Consider the following 16,792-nt stretch of genomic DNA (forward strand, 5'->3'; position numbering starts at 1 on the left):
ATGAAAAAGAGGGAATGAACGCCATGGACTTTGGATTTGGAGATCGTTTGTTCGTTTCGGTGATGTTGACGTTTGGCCTGGGGTTTTTATGGTTAGGATGGCTAGAACGTTATGTGACGATTTGGGTTGTACCTTTTATAGGTTTTGCGGTAGCTTTGATGTTGATCATTCCATGGTATAAGGTCTTCCGGATGGAAAGGAAAAAGGAACAAGAAGAACTTAAACGTATGGAAAAACAAGCCCTGAAAGAAAGGTGAATGGGCCATGGCTGACTTAATGCTCAAAAATGTTTGGAAAAAGTATGGGGAAGTTGTAGCGCTAAAAGGAATCAATCTTCATGTGCATGATGGAGAGCTTGTTACCATTCTTGGTCCCTCTGGTGCCGGCAAGACTTCACTTTTACAAACCATTGCTGGAGTAGAAGAGATACAGGTAGGAGAGATTTATATTGGAGGACAACAGGTAGCGAGTCTTCCCCCTTTCCAGCGGAACGTAGCGATGATTTTTGAGACCTATGCGCTTTATCCGAACAAAACGGTTTATGAAAACATGGCTTTCCCCTTGCGTTCGCCTTATATTAAGTTTCCCGAAGAGGAGATTGATAAGCGGGTGAAAGAGGTCAGCACGATGTTGCAAATCGACTGGCTTTTGGATCGGAATGTGGCTCAGCTTTCGGGAGGACAGAAGCAGCGAGTTGCTTTAGGGAGAATGTTAGTTCGCAACCCCCGGCTTTTTCTAATGGATGAGCCTATTGCGCATCTTGATGCCAAACTCCGTCATCGTCTGCGGGCTGAGCTGAAAAATATTCAAAGAACATTTGGTATTACTACCCTGTATACCACTCATGATTATCGAGAAGCCCTGGGCATGGGTGACAGGGTAGTAATCCTCAATCAGGGGGTTATAGTTCAGGTTGGCACGCCTGATGATATTTACAATGTTCCGCAAAACGAGTTTGTAGCGGGGTTAGTTGGTGACCCACCCATGAACTTCTTTGATGGCACCTTCGTTGAATCGGATGGTGGTCTTCTTGTGCAGACAAGAGCCTTCCAGCAAATGGTTCCGGATGACATCGTTAACCGTTTACGCTCGTTGAGGGATAACCGCGTAAAGGTTGGGCTCAGACCTTCGGACATTTCTATATCGAAGGAAGAAATTTCTTATGGTTTTGGAGCTCGAGTTTATGTGGTTGAACCCCTGGGGGTCGTAAAAGTTATCACCCTGGAAAGAGAGGGCGTGAAGTTTCAGATTAAGTATATGGGCGACGAAAGTTTTGAGATGGGTGAAACCACTTTCTTTCATTTTCCTCCAGAACGTCTCTATTTCTTTAATCCAGAGACGGGCTTGAATCTTCTTATTTCTGAATAGGGGCGGGTGGAGCGATGGCCAGTGTCAGTTTGCGGAATTTATGGAAGAAGTATGGAAAAGTGGAGGCGGTGAAGGGGATTAATCTTGATGTTGAAGATAAGGAGTTTGTTGCTTTTCTCGGTCCTTCAGGTTGTGGAAAGACCTCGACCATGAGGATGATAGCGGGGTTAGAGCATATCTCAGGGGGAGAGATTTATATTGGTGGAAGATTGGTGAATCATCTTGGCCCCGAGGAACGCAATATTGCCATGGCTTTTGAATCATATGCTTTATATCCACCGATGACCGTTTTTGATAATATTGCCTTTCCTTTAAAGGCAGCAAAGGTACCTGAGGGGGAAATTAAAAAAAGGGTTTATCGCATTGCTGAAATTCTGGAGTTAACTGATGTGCTCAATAAGCACCCGAAAGGTTTGAGTGGTGGGCATCAACAGAGGGTTTCCTTGGCCAGAGCGTTGGTGCGTGATGCAGATGTGTATCTCCTTGATGAGCCCATCTCTCATCTGGATACCAAAATGCGCAACCGAATGCGGGCCGAGCTGAAAAGAATTCATCAAGAATTAAAAAGTACCGTTATTTATGTAACCCATGACCAGATTGAAGCTCTGGCCATGGCTGATAAGGTGGTGGTGATGAACGAAGGTTTGATTAAACAGATTGGGACACCTCAAGAAGTTTATTTTAAGCCCCGCAATATTTTCGTGGCAGATTTTGTAGGGGAACCGCCAATGAATTTTCTGGATTGTGCTATTCTTCTAAAAAGTGACCACTGCCAGGTGGTTATTGATAATCTTTATTTCCAGATTTTTGATCCTGAAAAATTAGCCGTACTCAAGGGACTGCCGCCTTCGAAGTTGAATACGTTGGTTTTGGGGATAAGACCGTGTCATATCGATATCCTTTCAGAACCTTCCACTTTGGGTAGGGGTGAAGTAAAAGGTAAGGTTTTTCTGGTGGAACCCTTAGGAGATTCAAAAATTGTGCACGTGAGGATGAATGAGCAGCTTGTTTTAGTCGAGACCTTGGCTACGGTGCGGCAGAGAGAAGGGGATGATATTTTCATCCGTTTTCAGGAAGAGCATTTGCATCTATTTGACAAAGAGTCTGAAGAGGCAATATTCTGATATAAGAGAAAAGGGGGGTTGTTTTTATGCGCTTGAAGGAGAAAGTAACCATTGTGACTGGTGCAGCAAAAGGAATTGGTCGAGCCATTGCTGAGGGTTTTGCTCGAGAGGGCGCAAATGTGGTGATTAACGACATTCTGGAGGAGCCGTGCCAGAAAGTAGCGAAGGAAATTGGTGAAAAGTATGGAGTGAAAACACTGGCTGTGCCGGGGGATGTGAGTGTACGGAGTACCGCAGTAAAAATTAAGGAAGAGACCCTTAGAACATTTGGAACCATTGATGTTCTGGTTAATAATGCCGGCATTATGATTTCTGGTTTGGTGCTCGATTATAGAGAAGAGGATTGGGATAAAATTTTTGCGGTCAATGCAAAAAGCGTCTTTTTGATGTGCCAGGAAATTGGAAAAGTAATGGTGGAGAAAGGTTATGGGAAAATTATCAATGTGGCTTCCATCGGGGCCAAAGATGGAGCGGTTGCCCAGGCTGCATATGCTGCGACCAAGGCGGCGGTAATGAATTTCTCCCGGGCTCTTTCCAAAGAGTTTGCCCCGTATAATGTGAATGTAAACTCGATTTGTCCAGGAATTGTGGAAACGGAACTCGGTCAGGTTAATTTGGCTGACCCGGAGAAACGGAAAAAATTCATTGCCATGACTCCCAAAGGAAGAATTAGTGTTCCGGAAGATCTGGCAGGAATTGCGATTTTCTTAGCCAGCGATGAATCGGATTTCATTGTAGGTCAAGCCATCAATATCGATGGTGGTATCCTCTACTATTAGGGGGGTCTTTCACTTGTGGTAAAACAATACATTCTGGGAGTGGATCTGGGAACTTCTTCCCTTAAGGGGACTCTTCTAGACCTTGAGAGTAACGAGGTGGTGACCGCTTCGGTAGAGTTGTCGGTTTCCTATCCCGATTCCTATTCCGCCGAACAAAGTCCCCAAGATTGGTGGAATGCCTTTTTGTCCCTCTTGCGGAAGTTGAAAGAAAAAATAGGTGACTTGAACCAGATTGCAGGTATCGGTCTTTCGGGACAGATGCTGGGACTCGTGGTGCTGGACAAAGAGGGACAGCCGTTATATCCAGCGATCATCTGGTGTGATCAACGGAGCTTCAGAGAGTTGGAATATATTAAGGAAGCTCTGGGGGTAGAGAAGCTTTTAGAGTACACGGCTAATACCCCGCTTACCGGGTACTGGTTGCCCAAAATCCTCTGGTTAAGGAATCATAAACCCGAAGTGCTCCAAAACGCTGCCAGATTTCTTTTGCCGAAAGACTATCTGCGTTTCCGGTTGACTGGAGGGTACGTGACCGAAGTTTCCGATGCATCGGGAACGCTCGTTTTTGATGTAGCACATCGGAGATGGTCGGAGGAGATTATTCAGTTCTTTGCTCTCAAGCGCATTGTTTTTCCCGAAGTGGTGGAATCACCAGAAATCACGGGGTACGTTGATGAAAAAGTAGCCCAGGAGACGGGCTTGCGTTCGCAAATTCCGGTTGTGGGTGGTGGAGGGGATCAGTCCAGTGGGGGAATTGGTTTAGGGGTGATTAAAAAGGGCATTTTATCGTGTGTTTTGGGGACTTCAGGTGTGGTTATGGCGATGACCGAGAGTCCCAAAAGGGATTATAAGAATCGGGGTTTGCACTCTTTCTGTTATTCTATTCCCGGAACCTGGTTTTTAATGGGGTGCACACTGGCTGCTGGTGGTTCCTATCAGTGGTTGTTGCAGACCATGCGGGGGGTCAACCCCAATCTCGATTATACCGCGCTCAATACCATGGCTGAACGGGTTCCGGCTGGAAGCGAAGGCGTGTTGTTCCTTCCCTATCTCATTGGGGAGCGGACTCCCCATTCCGATCCCAAAGCTCGAGGAGTATTCTGGGGTCTTTCTTATCATCACGAGCTCAGACACTTGGTACGTGCGGTCATAGAAGGGGTCGCGTTCAGCCAGCGAGAATCGGTAGAGATTTTACGTGAGTTCGGCTTAACTGGAGAGAAGATGATTCTTTCGGGTGGAGCGGCTCGAAGCTCGCTTTGGTGTCAGATTTTTGCCGATGTAGTTGGTCTACCGATGGTGACGACCAGTGTCGACGACCCGGCTTCCCTGGGGGCGGCCATTATTGCTGGTGTGGGTATGAACCGTTTTTCTTCCTTTGAGGAAGGTTGTGGCCGGTACGTTACGATGCAGCAAGTTTTCGAACCGTCTTCCGCGAATCACGAACTCTATACCACGCTTTTTACTCAGTACCGGCAACTCTATCAGTCACTGAAGATGTTTAATCACGGTTTCCCACTTTTGCAGTAATGAATTTGAGCGTCATTCGAGGTGAGAAAAGTGCTTGAGGCATTGAAAGAAAAGGTGTGGCAAGCAAATCTGGAATTGCAGAAAAAGGGGCTGGTGCTCTATACCTGGGGTAACGCCAGTGAAATCGTGCGGAGCGAGGGGCTGGTGGTGATTAAGCCCAGTGGAGTACCGTATGAAGAGTTACGTCCAGAGTCCATGGTGGTTGTGGACCTTGAGGGAAAAGTTGTGGAGGGAAATTTACGCCCTTCAGTGGATACAAAGATTCACCTTGATCTGTACAAGGCTTTCCCCGAGATTGGTGGTGTGGTCCACACCCATTCTACGTATGCTTGTGCGTGGGCGCAGGCCTGCCGGGATATTCCCTGTCTTGGAGGTACTCATGCTGATTATTTCTTTGGTTCCATCCCCTGTACCCGTCCGCTCTCTGAAGAAGAAGTGGAACGATCCTTTGAAGGGGATACGGGAAAAGTGATTGCAGAACGTTTTGTTAACATTAAACCCCTGGAAATCCCCGGGGTTCTTGTGGCCTATCATGGTCCATTTACCTGGGGGAAGGATGCTGACGAGGCGGTATTCCACAGCGTGGTTCTGGAAGAAATAGCCCGCATGAGCTGGCTGACGCTATCAATCAATCCGCAAGCGGTGCCGCTTTCCCCCAAAATGCTTGAAAAACGGTATTTTCGTAAACACGGTAAGGATGCTCACTATGGGCAGAGGTTACCTCACTAAGTCAGAATTTTTGAGGAGGTGAGTGGAGTGGAATATATTGTCCTTTATGGAACCAAAATTCCGGTCATTGGTTTTGGTACCTGGGATATACGGGGTGAAGTGGGAGAAAAAGCGGTTTTGAGCGCACTCTCTCTGGGGTACCGTCACATTGATACGGCTGAATTCTATGACAACGAGGAGAGAATAGGTTCTGCCATTCGGAAATCTGGAGTACCCAGGGAGGAGATTTTTTTGACCACCAAAGTCTGGTATACGCATCTCCGTTGGGAGGATGTAAAAAAGTCCTGTGAGGAGAGTTTACGCAAGCTTAAAACCGATTATGTGGATCTCTATCTCATTCACTGGCCGACGGAGAGCGTTCCTTTAGAAGAAACCATTGGAGCGATGGAAAAACTTCGGGAGGAAGGGAAAATCCGTTTTCTGGGAGTCAGTAACTTTGATATCTCGTTACTCGAAAAAGCCCTTCAAGTTGCCTCGTCGCCTGTTCTTACTAACCAGGTGGAATGTCATCCCTATCTGACTCAGCAGGATTTACTCCGTTACTGTCAGGAAAAGAACGTGATGCTCACGGCCTACTCACCTCTGGCTCGGGGAAGACTTCTTGGAGACCCGGTGCTCACGCGTATAGGCGAAAAATATGGAAAATCGCCCAATCAGGTTGCCCTGCGCTGGCTCGTCCAGCGAAAAATGGTGGCAGCCATTCCCAAAGCCCAGAGCATTGAACATCAAAAGGAAAATCTGGAAATTTTTGACTTTGCTTTAACCTCTGAAGAAATGGAAGAGATTGGTCGTTTAGACCGTGGAGAAAAAGTTGCTTCGAGGTTGTAAGGTTTTCCTGGGTATTGTTTTCCTGACCCTCCTTCTTGTAGAAAGCGCGTTGTCGATGCCACCGCGCTTTCTTTTTCTCTTTATCGGTGACGGGATGGGTGAAAATGATGTGCAATTGTTGAAGGCCTATCAAGAATCGCGTGGTCTTGTGAGTGCGTTTTCGGCTCTCCCATACGCTGGTGTGGTTGGCACCACCTCCCTTGGAGAAATTCCCGATTCGGCGTCTTCGGGAACAGCCCTGGCCTGTGGGGTGAAAACTCGAAATGGAACGGTTGGGCTGGACCCCTCTGGAAGAACCGTTCCATCCATTGCTGAAATCGCAAAAAGGCAGGGTTTTCGGGTGGGCATTGTCACCAATGTGGCCATTAACGATGCCACGCCAGCTTCCTTCTATGCCCATCGCTCTTCCCGTCGAGATTACTCTGGTATTGCCTTCGATATGGTTGAAAGCGGTTTTGACCTTTTTGTAGGATGGGGAATTGCCTCACCAGGTAATGCGCTTACTTTGGCCAGGGAACGAGGGTACACGGTTATCCGGAGTTGGGACGATTTCCTCTCTCATAAGGAATTACCGCTCATTGCCCTGCTTTCCTTTCCCTTTCGCATTGACCAAAAAGAAGGGTATACGTTAAAGGATGCCGTTCGCCGGGGGATAGACCTTCTTTCTAACGATCGGGGTTTCTTTCTTCTGGTAGAGGGTGGAAAGATTGACTGGTGTAAACACATGAATGACGTGGGAACACTCCTCTTTGAGTTACTCGATTTTGATGAGGCAATTCAAGAAGCGCTGTCCTTCGCTCATCGATATCCCCAGGAAACTTTGATTCTGGTTACTGCAGACCATGAGACTGGAGGGCTGGGAGTGGGTGTTGATGTGAACTTTTTGGGCATTCTCAGCCAATCCTTCTCGTATCAGATTTTTCTGGATAAGGTTTCTTCCGGGGTGTCTCTGCCTGAACTTGCCCGAGAAATGTGGCCTCTGGGAGAATTTTCGGATTTCCAAGTTCCCACCGGTGATGTCAACAAGACATTCGTGGCCCTGGCACGTGCGTTTTCTCGGAAGGTCGGGATTTCCTGGGAAACCACCGGCCACACTGGAAAGAACGTACCGGTTTTTCTGTGGGGACAGCCTGAACCTTCTTGCATCTTCCAGGACAACACCGATGTTTTTAAAATCCTGAAGGATTGCCTAAAGAGGTGACTCAGGCTTCTTCCTCTTTTTCTTCTAAATGGATTTCCTGTTGGTCGGAGTCGACCCAGATCAGTTCAGCAAATCGACCCCAATGGAGCATTGCGTTTTTAATTTTTTGGACTTCTTCCGTGGTGAAGTCTCTGGTGATGAGCTGGTCCAAGTATTCCATGCCCACGGTGTGTTCTTCGCTTTGGGTGAGGAAGGAAAGTAACTCTTTGAAAACGGGAATTTCGAGTAACGTGGTAGCGATAATCTTTTTCCGTTCTTCCTGGCTACTCTGGACAAAATGTTTTCCCTTGGGAGTGAAGAAGACATCTCCAGCATCGTACTCGATAAAACCAAGTAATCTGGCGGTTTCCAAAACGCTGAGAAGTTGCTCTAACTGGTGATCGATGTTCTTGCCTAACCTGTAAACGTCTATTTTTCCCGATTCGTCGTCTAAAATTTCTAAAAATCCAATGACTTCGCTTACCCCTGCTTTAAGGTAAGGACCGGTTTCATCGTCCATCACGTTTCACCTGCAAACCCTATTATACCATTTCACTTACTGATGTGGCTACTCACGATAAGCGCGTAGAGGTGATCCAGGATGGATTCGAACTCTTTGGAGTGAACGTCTCGGGGACGGGGTAGGGAAACTTCGATTTCTCCCACGACTTTACTGGGACGGGTGCTGAGCACCACGATACGGTCGGACATGAGAATGGCTTCTTCGATGTTATGAGTGACCATGACTACCGAACGAATGGAGAGCTTACCACTGGTCCACAATTTGAGGAATTCCTCGCGAAGGTCAGCAGCGGTAAGGACGTCAAGGGAGGAAAACGGTTCATCCATGAATAAAATCTCTGGTTCTACCGCCAGGGCACGGGCAAATCCCACTCTCTGTTTCATACCTCCAGAGAGTTCTCGGGGATATGCGTCTTCGAAAGAATCGAGACCCACAAGGTCGATGTATTTTAAAGCAGTACGGATGCGTTGTCGGGGAGGAATACCCCGGGCTTCGAGCACCAGTTCGATGTTTTCCTGAACAGTGAGCCAGGGAATCAGAGCGAAGTTTTGAAAAACAATCGATGCGTTGGGATTGGGTCCAGAAAGTGGTTGCTCTTTATAAAGAACCTGTCCTTTGGTTGGGGGGACGAGACCGGCGGCAATGCGAACCACGGTCGATTTTCCTGAACCAGATGGACCAACGATGACCACAAATTCCCCTTCTTTCACCACAAGGTCGATCTCATCGATGACAGAAAAATATTTCCCTTTCTCGATATACGCTTTAGTGATTTCTTTAAGTTCTAACAAAACCATGATGTATTCCTCTATTCACTGAAGTTGTATTTTTCAGCCGCATGATGATACCAGCGTTTCCAGAAAAAGGTGTTGATGAATACGATCCAGATGGTCATAGCGAGTACTACCCAGAGAAGTTCTTTGGGTTGTGCGGTAGCGGAAAGAAGCAGAGAACCAATGCCATGAATGGAAAAAACCTCCTTTCCGAAATTCACTTCTTCAGCCACCATGGAAGCGTTCCAGGCTCCACCCCAGGCTGTGATGGTCCCCGTGATGAGCGAGGGGAGCATGGCTGGAATGAGGATGGTGCGGTAATAGAGGAATCCTCGCACACCAAAGTTACTGGCCATCTCAATAATGGTGGAGGGAATCATGAGTGCGCCTTTGAGCATGTTGAAAAGGGTATACCAGAGCGACCCGGTAAGGAGAAGCAGTACGGCGGCTATTCCCATGTACTCTCTACCAATGTTACGCACGATAAGTGGGTAAAAGATAACCGCCGGGATGCTCCCCATGGTTGCTGCCAGGGTGTAAATGTTTTTTACGGTATTGCTCGCTCGAATCGCCTTAATGACGAAAGGAAACGAGAAAAGAATGGAGAGTCCTACCGCGACTATGACCCGGAAGGTGGTGGCAATGAGGTTTTCAGGAATTTCCACAAGACGAGGAGGATAAGGTGGTTTCAGAAGCCAGTAAAGAAAATAGGCAAAAAGTCCGAGAAGAAGGGTGTAGAAAACGTACCGCAGGGTGGAGAGGAGTTTCTGATGTCTTTGTAATCCTCCTCCCCAGGAAAGGATATGGTCAAGATGCTGGGAGAGTTTTTCCCAGCGGATATTGTTTCGTAAAAAGGTTACAACGCCTGGTTCTTCAGGAGCACTCCCCACGGCACCAAATTTGAAGAGGTCACTCCATTCAATTAGCGGGCGGAAGAGAAACCACTGGGTGCACCAGTTGATGAAAACAATGGTCCCAACGGTGATGAACATACCGACAATGTTACCCTTAGCGACGTAACTCATCATGGCTGTCCCGAGCCCGGGTAAACGGACTTCCACATTTCCCAGGGTGATGATTTCCGAAGCCATGAGGAAGTACCAGCCAACGGCAATGCTGACACCACTATTATAAACAATGGTGGGAGCAAGAGCAGGGACGTAAATGCGTTTGACCAGAAAGTTGGGGTTCATACCGAAAGATCGGGCCATTTCAGCAATATCCCTGGGGAAAGTTTTTACCGTTTCATACACTCCAAAGGCAATGTTCCAGACCTGGGAAGTAAAGATGAGAAAGATTGCCGCCAGTTCTAAACCTATACGCTGTCCTCGAAAAAGAAGTACCAGAATTGATACGGCGATGGGGAAAAAACCAAGAATTGGAACCGATTGCAGGACATCAAGAAGTGGAATCATCCAGCGTTCTCTTCGAGGACTCATGGCTGCTAAAACTCCATAAACAATCCCAAAAAGGAGGGAAAAAAAATAGGCAACAAAAATACGAATCACAGACCAGAATGCTGCAGAAAAAAGATACATTCTAACACTCCCGCTTATTCATTTTCTCCGTTCCCTTCCCTTTCTTCCTCTTCTTCCAGGTGAATTTCCTGGTCATCAGAGTCCACCCGGATGAGTTCGGCAAATCGTCCCCAATCGAGAATGATATCTTTTGCCTTTTCTACCTCTTTTTCCGGAAGCACCCGGCCGATGATTTCTTCCAGGTATTCGACATCCACCACATGATTCTCTTTGAGATGGAGCACATCGAGAAGTTCTTTGAATACGTCGAACTGAGGAAGAATCTGGGCGATGATTTTTTTGCGTTCGTCGGTAGAACCCTGGAGTAAGGTTTTGCCCAGCCCGGTAAGCAAGATATCCCCTTCTTCCACCGTAACAAAGCCAAAAGTTTTGGCTGTTTCCACCGCACTCAGGAGCTGATCCAGTTTGTGACCAATGGTTTTTCCAATTTTGTAGACATCGATTTTACCGCCTTCATCATCGATCATTTCCAGGAGTCCTACAACTTCGCTTACTCCTGCTTTTGGCCAGTGGCCACTTTCTTCTCTCATAGTTTTCCTCCCCGTTCGTAACTCTTTCTCCTCTAATTTCGTATTCTACACTACTTTGTAAAGGAAAAAAAAGCCAATCAGTTGGGGTTTGATTCCGTGGCAAGCGCCCCTTTCAACTCCAGGGCATTTTCAAGCATAAAGGTATTATTGAAAAGACAGAAAGTTTCTTTTTGTATTTCTTTCAGTTTTTGGGCAAGTATTCTGATTTCTTCCTGGGTATAGCGGTAGTGATAGCTTCCTTTACCGTGAAGGCGAAAGTACTGAATGCTACCGGTGGTAGGGAAAGCGTAAAATGGGTCAACGACATGAATCAGGTCAAGGTCTTTGCAAATTTTGCGAATGATTGCTGAAGGCCAATTTCCTCGGGGTTCAAATCCCCATAAAAATGGATTTCTTTCCAGTTTTCGGAAAAAGTGTGAAAGGTTGGTGAGGTTTTCGGAAGTCGGCTGGAAAGAGGGAGGGCATTGGATAACGATGACTTTGGCTTGGAGAATATGGGCTTCGTAAAGGGTGATGGTGATGCTTTCTTCAACCTCGGGAGTATTCTTAAAGAAACCCAGATTGTGAGGGACGAAGTGGGGTGGAAGTTTCGCTCGGCGATAGGTGGGAGACGTATGGGGATGAGTGATTCCTTGAAACGCTTTCATGGTGAAGATGAAAGAAGAAGGTGCTCCTTTTCGGAGGTTAAGAAGGTTTTTCTCGGAGAGCGGCGTATAAAAGGTCTTCTGGATTTCGACCACGTCGAGTTGTTGAAAGAGCGAAATTCGTGAGACTGGAAGTCCGCATACTCCAACTCGAATCATTTCTTTTTGAGTAAAATCGCGGTGGAAATTTTTCTCTCTCCGGTGAAGTCAGCCGGTATGTTCAGGATTTGGCCCTGGAGGTAAAAAGTGGTTGAACCTCCACCGTCGAGATTGAGGGCATTTTTGATGTGATAATTTTTCAACTCTTCCACCAGTTCCTGGATGGTAAGTCCCAAACTGTGTCCGGGACGTCGACCATCGACGGCAAGGAAAAGAATGTCACCGCTTTTGGTTTCTCCGATCACCGTACGAGGGTGCCGTTTGTTAACCACATCTTGGTTAAACTGACCAAATGGTCCTGGATTGCCTTCAAAAAAAAGAAGTGGACCTCCACTCACCGCGTATTGCATTTTCTGCCATTTGGTGATGTCTCCGGTGAGGGGGTAAAGGCCAATCTTCAATTGGATTTTTTGTCCGGGAGTTACGTGAGCAAGGAGCCACTGGGCACCCTTCCCATTTCCCTGCAGGATGAATCCCTGAGCGGGGATAGAGGTTTCTCCCTGGCTTTCTCTGATTTGCTCTACAACACCATTACGCACGATACACTCTACGCCTTTTTGGGCAGGTGTTTTTGGACCGAAGAACGGGTCGTAGATCACGATTTCGTTTCCCTGGTTCAGGCGATTGATGCCCTTGACTGGATGAGAAGTGCCATTTTCAAGAATGGCTTCGGCTCTAAACTTCATTTCCCCGAAGAAAATTTCGTTCTCGGCGGTGAAACCGCAGTTATACCACCCATCAATGGGTTCGCTCAGAACCCGACCGTTGGCAAATAAAAGACCCAGGGGTTCTCCAGCTTTGGTGAAAAAGCTGGCATTGAGGGCAAAGATAGCGTTATTCCGACGAGCAATTTCACTGGTTTTCTCCCGATCCATGATCTGGTCGTTGGCCAGCGCCACCTCAATTTGGAAAGGGGCATTGCGCGGATCAAAAAGAAGAGCGAGGATGAAAACCGGTCCCGAGAACGGTTGTGCTCTTGTCCCGTTTCCTTTTTCAAGAACAGGATAGGAGGAGAAACCCTGATTTTTTAAGCGTTCTCCCACGGTTTTAGCCTCTTTTTTAGAATAGGGGCCAACCCGCACTTTAAACAGGTCGTTTTCTTTCTGGATCTGGGCGGAATATCCTAATTCTTTAAGGAAAGAGAGAATCCTCTGGGCTCTTGTTTCGTCCTGATAGGCTCCGACCTGCAGAAAAAATTGTTCTCCTTGTGGTTCTAAAGGTGGAACGAGACTTGACGAAAATCCCCGCTTTTTGGTGATCAGGGTCAGGTTGGGATGCAATTTTTTTTCTCGATAGAAGGAAATATTTCCTTGTGCATAGGTTCTGAGCGTTTCTTTTAAGTAGGAGAATTCTTGCCGAGTAAGGGGTTGATTTAGGTTCAACATCCCTCGAATATCGCCCTTAAAAAGTGGTGGGTTCAGCGTTACTGCCAGAGCCACCCATTTTTGGTCTTCTTTTTTGAGCTCTCGCACTTCAGGAAAGGGAAGATTTTCGGCACTGACGAAAGGAAGGAGGTCATCATAGGAAAGTGCCTTGATGGCTTCTTTGATGACTTCAAGTCGCAGGATGGGAGCCTGGCTTCTGGGGTCCTGAGTTTTTGGCTGGGGGAGTCCTAAGATGGTGTAAAGGGAAGAGATAAACTCTCCCCTGGTTAATGTTTGGGCCCTCACCACGGAGGAGAAGAGCACCAGAAGCACAATAACGGTTGCTATTGCTATAGAGAGTCTTCTTTCTTTCATAGCGTATTAGCTTAACAGAAAAGGTTTATCTATGCAAGTTTTTGTGTTATCAAGCATAACGGGTGTCAAGAGGAACTCGTTATTCCCCATGGTTTCTTTTGTCTTTTTCTCGAGTTTTTTGGTTTTTGTGTCTTTTGTGGTTACTGTGCCCACTCCTGGAGGAGATAAATAATCGCTTCAGACTTGATTTCCTTACTGGAAGACATAAGTCCATCTCCTGCAGGAGGTATCAACGTTCGGAGTCTCTTCTTGGTATGGAAACCCGTTTATATTTTGAATTGCCCGAGGTCTTTTTGAAGTTTTCTGGCTAATTCTGTTGTTGCGGCAACATTTTGGTCTATTTCTTGGAGGGCAGCATTCTGTTTCTCTGATGAAGCGGCCACTTCTTCAGCCGAAGCAGCATTTTCCTCGGATATTGATGCGACATGACTGAGAGTGTGAAAAATTTCCTCGGAAAGGTGCATGGCTTTTTGAATCCGTGCTGCGTTTTCCTGGGAGATTCTGGTGACTTCATTGGAGAGTAAAGTAATAGATTGTGTTGCTGCTTCGACTTTCTGGAAGGAGGCGGCAATACGTTCGGTTTGCTGGGTAACAACTTCATTTGTCTTGTGAATTGCTCCGAAAGACACCCTGGTCTGTTCCACGGCCACACTTCCCCTTTTGACCTTCTCCTGCGCTTCATTTGCTGAGAATACGGCCTGTTTTGCTTCCTTCTGGATGTCCTGGATTAAGGAGGCGATTTTTTGCGCGGCCTGAGCCGATTCTTCAGCCAGTTTTCGAACTTCCTGGGCCACAACGGCAAAGCCACGTCCTACTTCTCCGGCCCGAGCCGCTTCAATGGCTGCGTTGAGGGCAAGAAGATTCGTTTCTTCGGCAATGCCAGTGATGAGGTCAGTGATACTTCCGATTTCTTGAGAACTTTTGCCCAGATTCTCTACCGTTTTTCCAGCAAACAACACCGAGTCCTGAATCGTGTTCATAGCTTGGATGACCTCTTCTAAGGTTTGTTCACCCCTTTCTGTGGCACTCAACGCGGTGTTTGCAGCGTTGCTCATTTCCTGAAGGTTGTGGGCTGTTTCACGGATTTGTTCTTCAATGCGTTCTATTTCTTCTAAGGCTGCAGTTGTTTTTTCAACTTCAAACGAAAGCTTTTCGCTTGCCATTCGTATTTCATTCAGGAATTCCTCCATTTTTTTCGAGGTTATGATGAGATTCTGGTTTTGCTCTTCAGAACCTCGAGCAACCTGGGCGATGGTTTGGGCAATTTGGTCTCCAGTTTGGGCGATTTCTCGGGAACCCTGATGGAGGTTTTCCATGGTCTTGGAAATTTCCTGCGCAGAAAAGGCGACCTCGGCAAGAAAGCGTCGTAACGAGGATGTGGCTTGGGTGAGGGCTGAGAGCAATGTTCCAATTTCGTCCTTTTGTCTGATTTTAAGACTCTGGGTCAGGTCTCCGTGTTCCATAACCTGGGCGAACGCCACGCCTTGCCGAAGGGGAATGACGATACTTCGAGAGAAAAAGAGTCCAAGAACAAGAGCAAGAACTAACGCAACGACGACGATAAAAATGAGGGTCTGCTGGAGGGTTTTCTGGGTAATTTTTGTGACGATCATGCTCTTTGTAAAGTATTCGGACACCCGTTGGGTTACTGCATCGACGGTAAGTGTGATGCGGTTTTCAATTTCTCGCACTTCTTCCAGAATGTGGGTAATCTCTTCGTCCAACCGGAGTAGGCTTTGGTCGAGTTCTGTTACTTCCTGCCAGAGGGTTTTAAGGGGAGTGAACCCGTTGCTCACAATGGTCTGGGTTGTATCCGGATTGTAAATCTTTGCAAAATCTTCTTCAAAGAATCTGGACAGGATTTCAAAATTTTTTTCCACCGATGCTTTTGCTTTTATTTTTTCCTCTCCAGAGAGGAGCAGATAGTTTTTACGCTCCTGGTTAAGGAAGTGGATGTTTTCGGTCCATTGTTCAAGGCGTAAGGTGCTTAGAACTCCTTTAAACGATCGGTATGCTCGGTAGAATTCCATAAAATCCCTGTCTAATTGGAGGTTTTCTTCATTATGCAAGGCAGCAAAGAAGATACTGCTCTTTTCTTCTAATGTTTTCAGTTTTTCAGAGAGTGACTTACGGGTTTTCTCGGATAGCGGTAGCTGCGCTAAGTCTTTTTGAAATCGTTCAAAATACGAGCTCAGATTAGCCCGAATCCGATTTTGCTCTTGCCAGAAATAGATTTCGTTGAAGGGGTCGTCATATTTGGCAATCATTCCTCCCATATTCTGCACAAAATCGACAATAACCCGTGACGGTTCGTCCATGGCAACAATTTTTTCATTCCGGGTTCTCTGGGTGGCAAGCCATTCTTGCCAGTTGTTACGTGCCTCTTGAGTTTTGGTGATGTATTGGGCCTGAAGGGTTTGGATTTCCCTGAACTGGACCCCAAGCTCGCTCTCCTCTGCAGGGGGTATAATGGTGGCAGAAAACTCCTCAGTACTCCAAAGATCGCCATATCGCGACAAAAAGTCTGTGGAGTTGCTTCCCAGGGAACACGCGTTGAGATACATTTCAATCCGTGTTTCCAGGTTTTTCAACGAGGTTTCGTAATTTTTGAGCTTTTCTAAATTTTCTTCTCGAAGATAAGAAAGTAGGAGGGTATCGTACGTGGAAAGGATATTCTTCAAACGAGAGGTTGCCAGTAACAGGGGAAAAGCATTTTCTACATTTTGGAATGAACGGTTGGTTTCCCTCAAAGCAAAGATGGCCACTATTCCGATAACACCACAAAGAACCGCAAGGACAATAAAACCCAGAACAATTTTCGTTTTGATTTTCAAGAGTATTCCTCCTCCTTCTCGGTGTTCTTTTCTATTTTCTCTGAATGTTGAATTGAACGCAAGATTCTGAATAAGCGTATCAGGGACCTGGTACTCTTCTTGTTGTCGCTGTCCCGTGTTTTAAAAATTCTTAAAAACTCCTCTTAAGGTAGCTTGACAACCCCACACTCTTGTGTTACATTTACTTTTGCCTTCGGGCAGGGAAAGATGAACCTTGAAAAGTCAATATTCCGCCTACTTCCAAATGATTTTGAGTTTTTCCATTTTCAGTCTGGATCAGCCCCGATGAGGGGCTTTAACGAGTTTCTCATGGAGGGTTTGATCCTGGCTCAGGACGAACGCTGGCGGCGTGCCTAACACATGCAAGTCGAACGGTCCTCTGGAATTCGTAAGAAGGAAGGAGGATAGTGGCGAACGGGTGAGTAACACGTGAGTAACCTCCCTTCCGGAGGGGGATAACCACCCGAAAGGATGGCTAATACCCCATATGCTTTCCCCTCGCTGGAGGTGGAAAGGA

General features: G+C 46.7%; 15 protein-coding genes and 1 rRNA gene. 9 read left to right on the plus strand and 7 right to left on the minus strand.

All coding sequences use genetic code 11. The features are described from left to right. The first annotated feature begins 23 nt into the window (after nucleotides 1-23). The 8 genes from ABDK92_06190 to ABDK92_06225 are packed head-to-tail and all read left to right on the plus strand — an operon-like array spanning nucleotide 24 to nucleotide 7,556. A complete protein-coding gene (locus ABDK92_06190) occupies nucleotides 24-257 on the plus strand; it encodes a hypothetical protein (protein MEN3186212.1) in 234 nt (77 codons plus the stop codon). Between the two features lie 7 nt (nucleotides 258-264). Next, nucleotides 265-1,368, plus strand: a complete 1,104-nt coding sequence (locus ABDK92_06195; protein MEN3186213.1) for an ABC transporter ATP-binding protein — start codon at nucleotides 265-267, stop codon at nucleotides 1,366-1,368. 14 nt (nucleotides 1,369-1,382) lie between these two features. Further along, a complete protein-coding gene (locus ABDK92_06200) occupies nucleotides 1,383-2,492 on the plus strand; it encodes an ABC transporter ATP-binding protein (protein MEN3186214.1) in 1,110 nt (369 codons plus the stop codon). 26 nt (nucleotides 2,493-2,518) lie between these two features. Next, complete coding sequence (locus ABDK92_06205) at nucleotides 2,519-3,271, plus strand: SDR family oxidoreductase (protein MEN3186215.1); 753 nt, start codon at nucleotides 2,519-2,521, stop codon at nucleotides 3,269-3,271. 15 nt (nucleotides 3,272-3,286) lie between these two features. Then, nucleotides 3,287-4,798 carry a xylulokinase gene (xylB, locus tag ABDK92_06210; GenBank protein MEN3186216.1) on the plus strand — a complete coding sequence of 504 codons (1,512 nt, stop codon included), beginning with the start codon at nucleotides 3,287-3,289 and terminating at the stop codon, nucleotides 4,796-4,798. Between the two features lie 30 nt (nucleotides 4,799-4,828). Further along, on the plus strand, nucleotides 4,829-5,527 hold the full coding sequence (locus ABDK92_06215; protein ID MEN3186217.1) for an L-ribulose-5-phosphate 4-epimerase: 699 nt from the start codon (nucleotides 4,829-4,831) through the stop codon (nucleotides 5,525-5,527). Nucleotides 5,528-5,554: 27 nt separating this feature from the next. Next, nucleotides 5,555-6,355, plus strand: coding sequence for an aldo/keto reductase (locus tag ABDK92_06220; GenBank protein MEN3186218.1), 801 nt, complete (start codon nucleotides 5,555-5,557; stop codon nucleotides 6,353-6,355). Then, nucleotides 6,327-7,556: an alkaline phosphatase gene (locus tag ABDK92_06225; GenBank protein ID MEN3186219.1), complete on the plus strand. Its 1,230-nt coding sequence runs from the start codon at nucleotides 6,327-6,329 to the stop codon at nucleotides 7,554-7,556. The genes ABDK92_06220 and ABDK92_06225 overlap by 29 nt, the downstream gene beginning before the upstream one ends. A 1-nt stretch (nucleotide 7,557) precedes the next feature. On the opposite strand, the gene ABDK92_06230 is transcribed toward ABDK92_06225, so the two are convergent. The 7 genes from ABDK92_06230 to ABDK92_06260 form a co-directional block, all read right to left on the minus strand. Continuing rightward, a complete protein-coding gene (locus tag ABDK92_06230) occupies nucleotides 7,558-8,055 on the minus strand; it encodes an AAA-associated domain-containing protein (GenBank protein MEN3186220.1) in 498 nt (165 codons plus the stop codon). 32 nt (nucleotides 8,056-8,087) lie between these two features. Beyond that, nucleotides 8,088-8,855 carry an ABC transporter ATP-binding protein gene (locus ABDK92_06235; GenBank protein ID MEN3186221.1) on the minus strand — a complete coding sequence of 256 codons (768 nt, stop codon included), beginning with the start codon at nucleotides 8,853-8,855 and terminating at the stop codon, nucleotides 8,088-8,090. A gap of 11 nt (nucleotides 8,856-8,866) precedes the next feature. Beyond that, nucleotides 8,867-10,369, minus strand: a complete 1,503-nt coding sequence (locus tag ABDK92_06240) for an ABC transporter permease subunit (protein ID MEN3186222.1) — start codon at nucleotides 10,367-10,369, stop codon at nucleotides 8,867-8,869. A gap of 14 nt (nucleotides 10,370-10,383) precedes the next feature. Beyond that, on the minus strand, nucleotides 10,384-10,899 hold the full coding sequence (locus ABDK92_06245; protein ID MEN3186223.1) for an AAA-associated domain-containing protein: 516 nt from the start codon (nucleotides 10,897-10,899) through the stop codon (nucleotides 10,384-10,386). A 77-nt stretch (nucleotides 10,900-10,976) separates the two neighbouring features. Next, nucleotides 10,977-11,702, minus strand: coding sequence for a DUF72 domain-containing protein (locus tag ABDK92_06250; protein ID MEN3186224.1), 726 nt, complete (start codon nucleotides 11,700-11,702; stop codon nucleotides 10,977-10,979). Next, nucleotides 11,699-13,441: a phosphodiester glycosidase family protein gene (locus ABDK92_06255; protein MEN3186225.1), complete on the minus strand. Its 1,743-nt coding sequence runs from the start codon at nucleotides 13,439-13,441 to the stop codon at nucleotides 11,699-11,701. Before ABDK92_06255 ends, ABDK92_06250 begins: the two co-directional genes overlap by 4 nt. A gap of 266 nt (nucleotides 13,442-13,707) precedes the next feature. Next, a complete protein-coding gene (locus ABDK92_06260) occupies nucleotides 13,708-16,275 on the minus strand; it encodes a methyl-accepting chemotaxis protein (GenBank protein ID MEN3186226.1) in 2,568 nt (855 codons plus the stop codon). 306 nt (nucleotides 16,276-16,581) lie between these two features. Between ABDK92_06260 and ABDK92_06265 the strand changes: the two genes are divergently transcribed. After that, nucleotides 16,582-16,792 (plus strand): 16S ribosomal RNA (locus tag ABDK92_06265); the annotation flags it as partial.

Source organism: Atribacterota bacterium (assembly GCA_039638595.1).
Lineage (GTDB): Bacteria > Atribacterota > Atribacteria > Atribacterales > Caldatribacteriaceae > Profundicultor > Profundicultor thermophilus.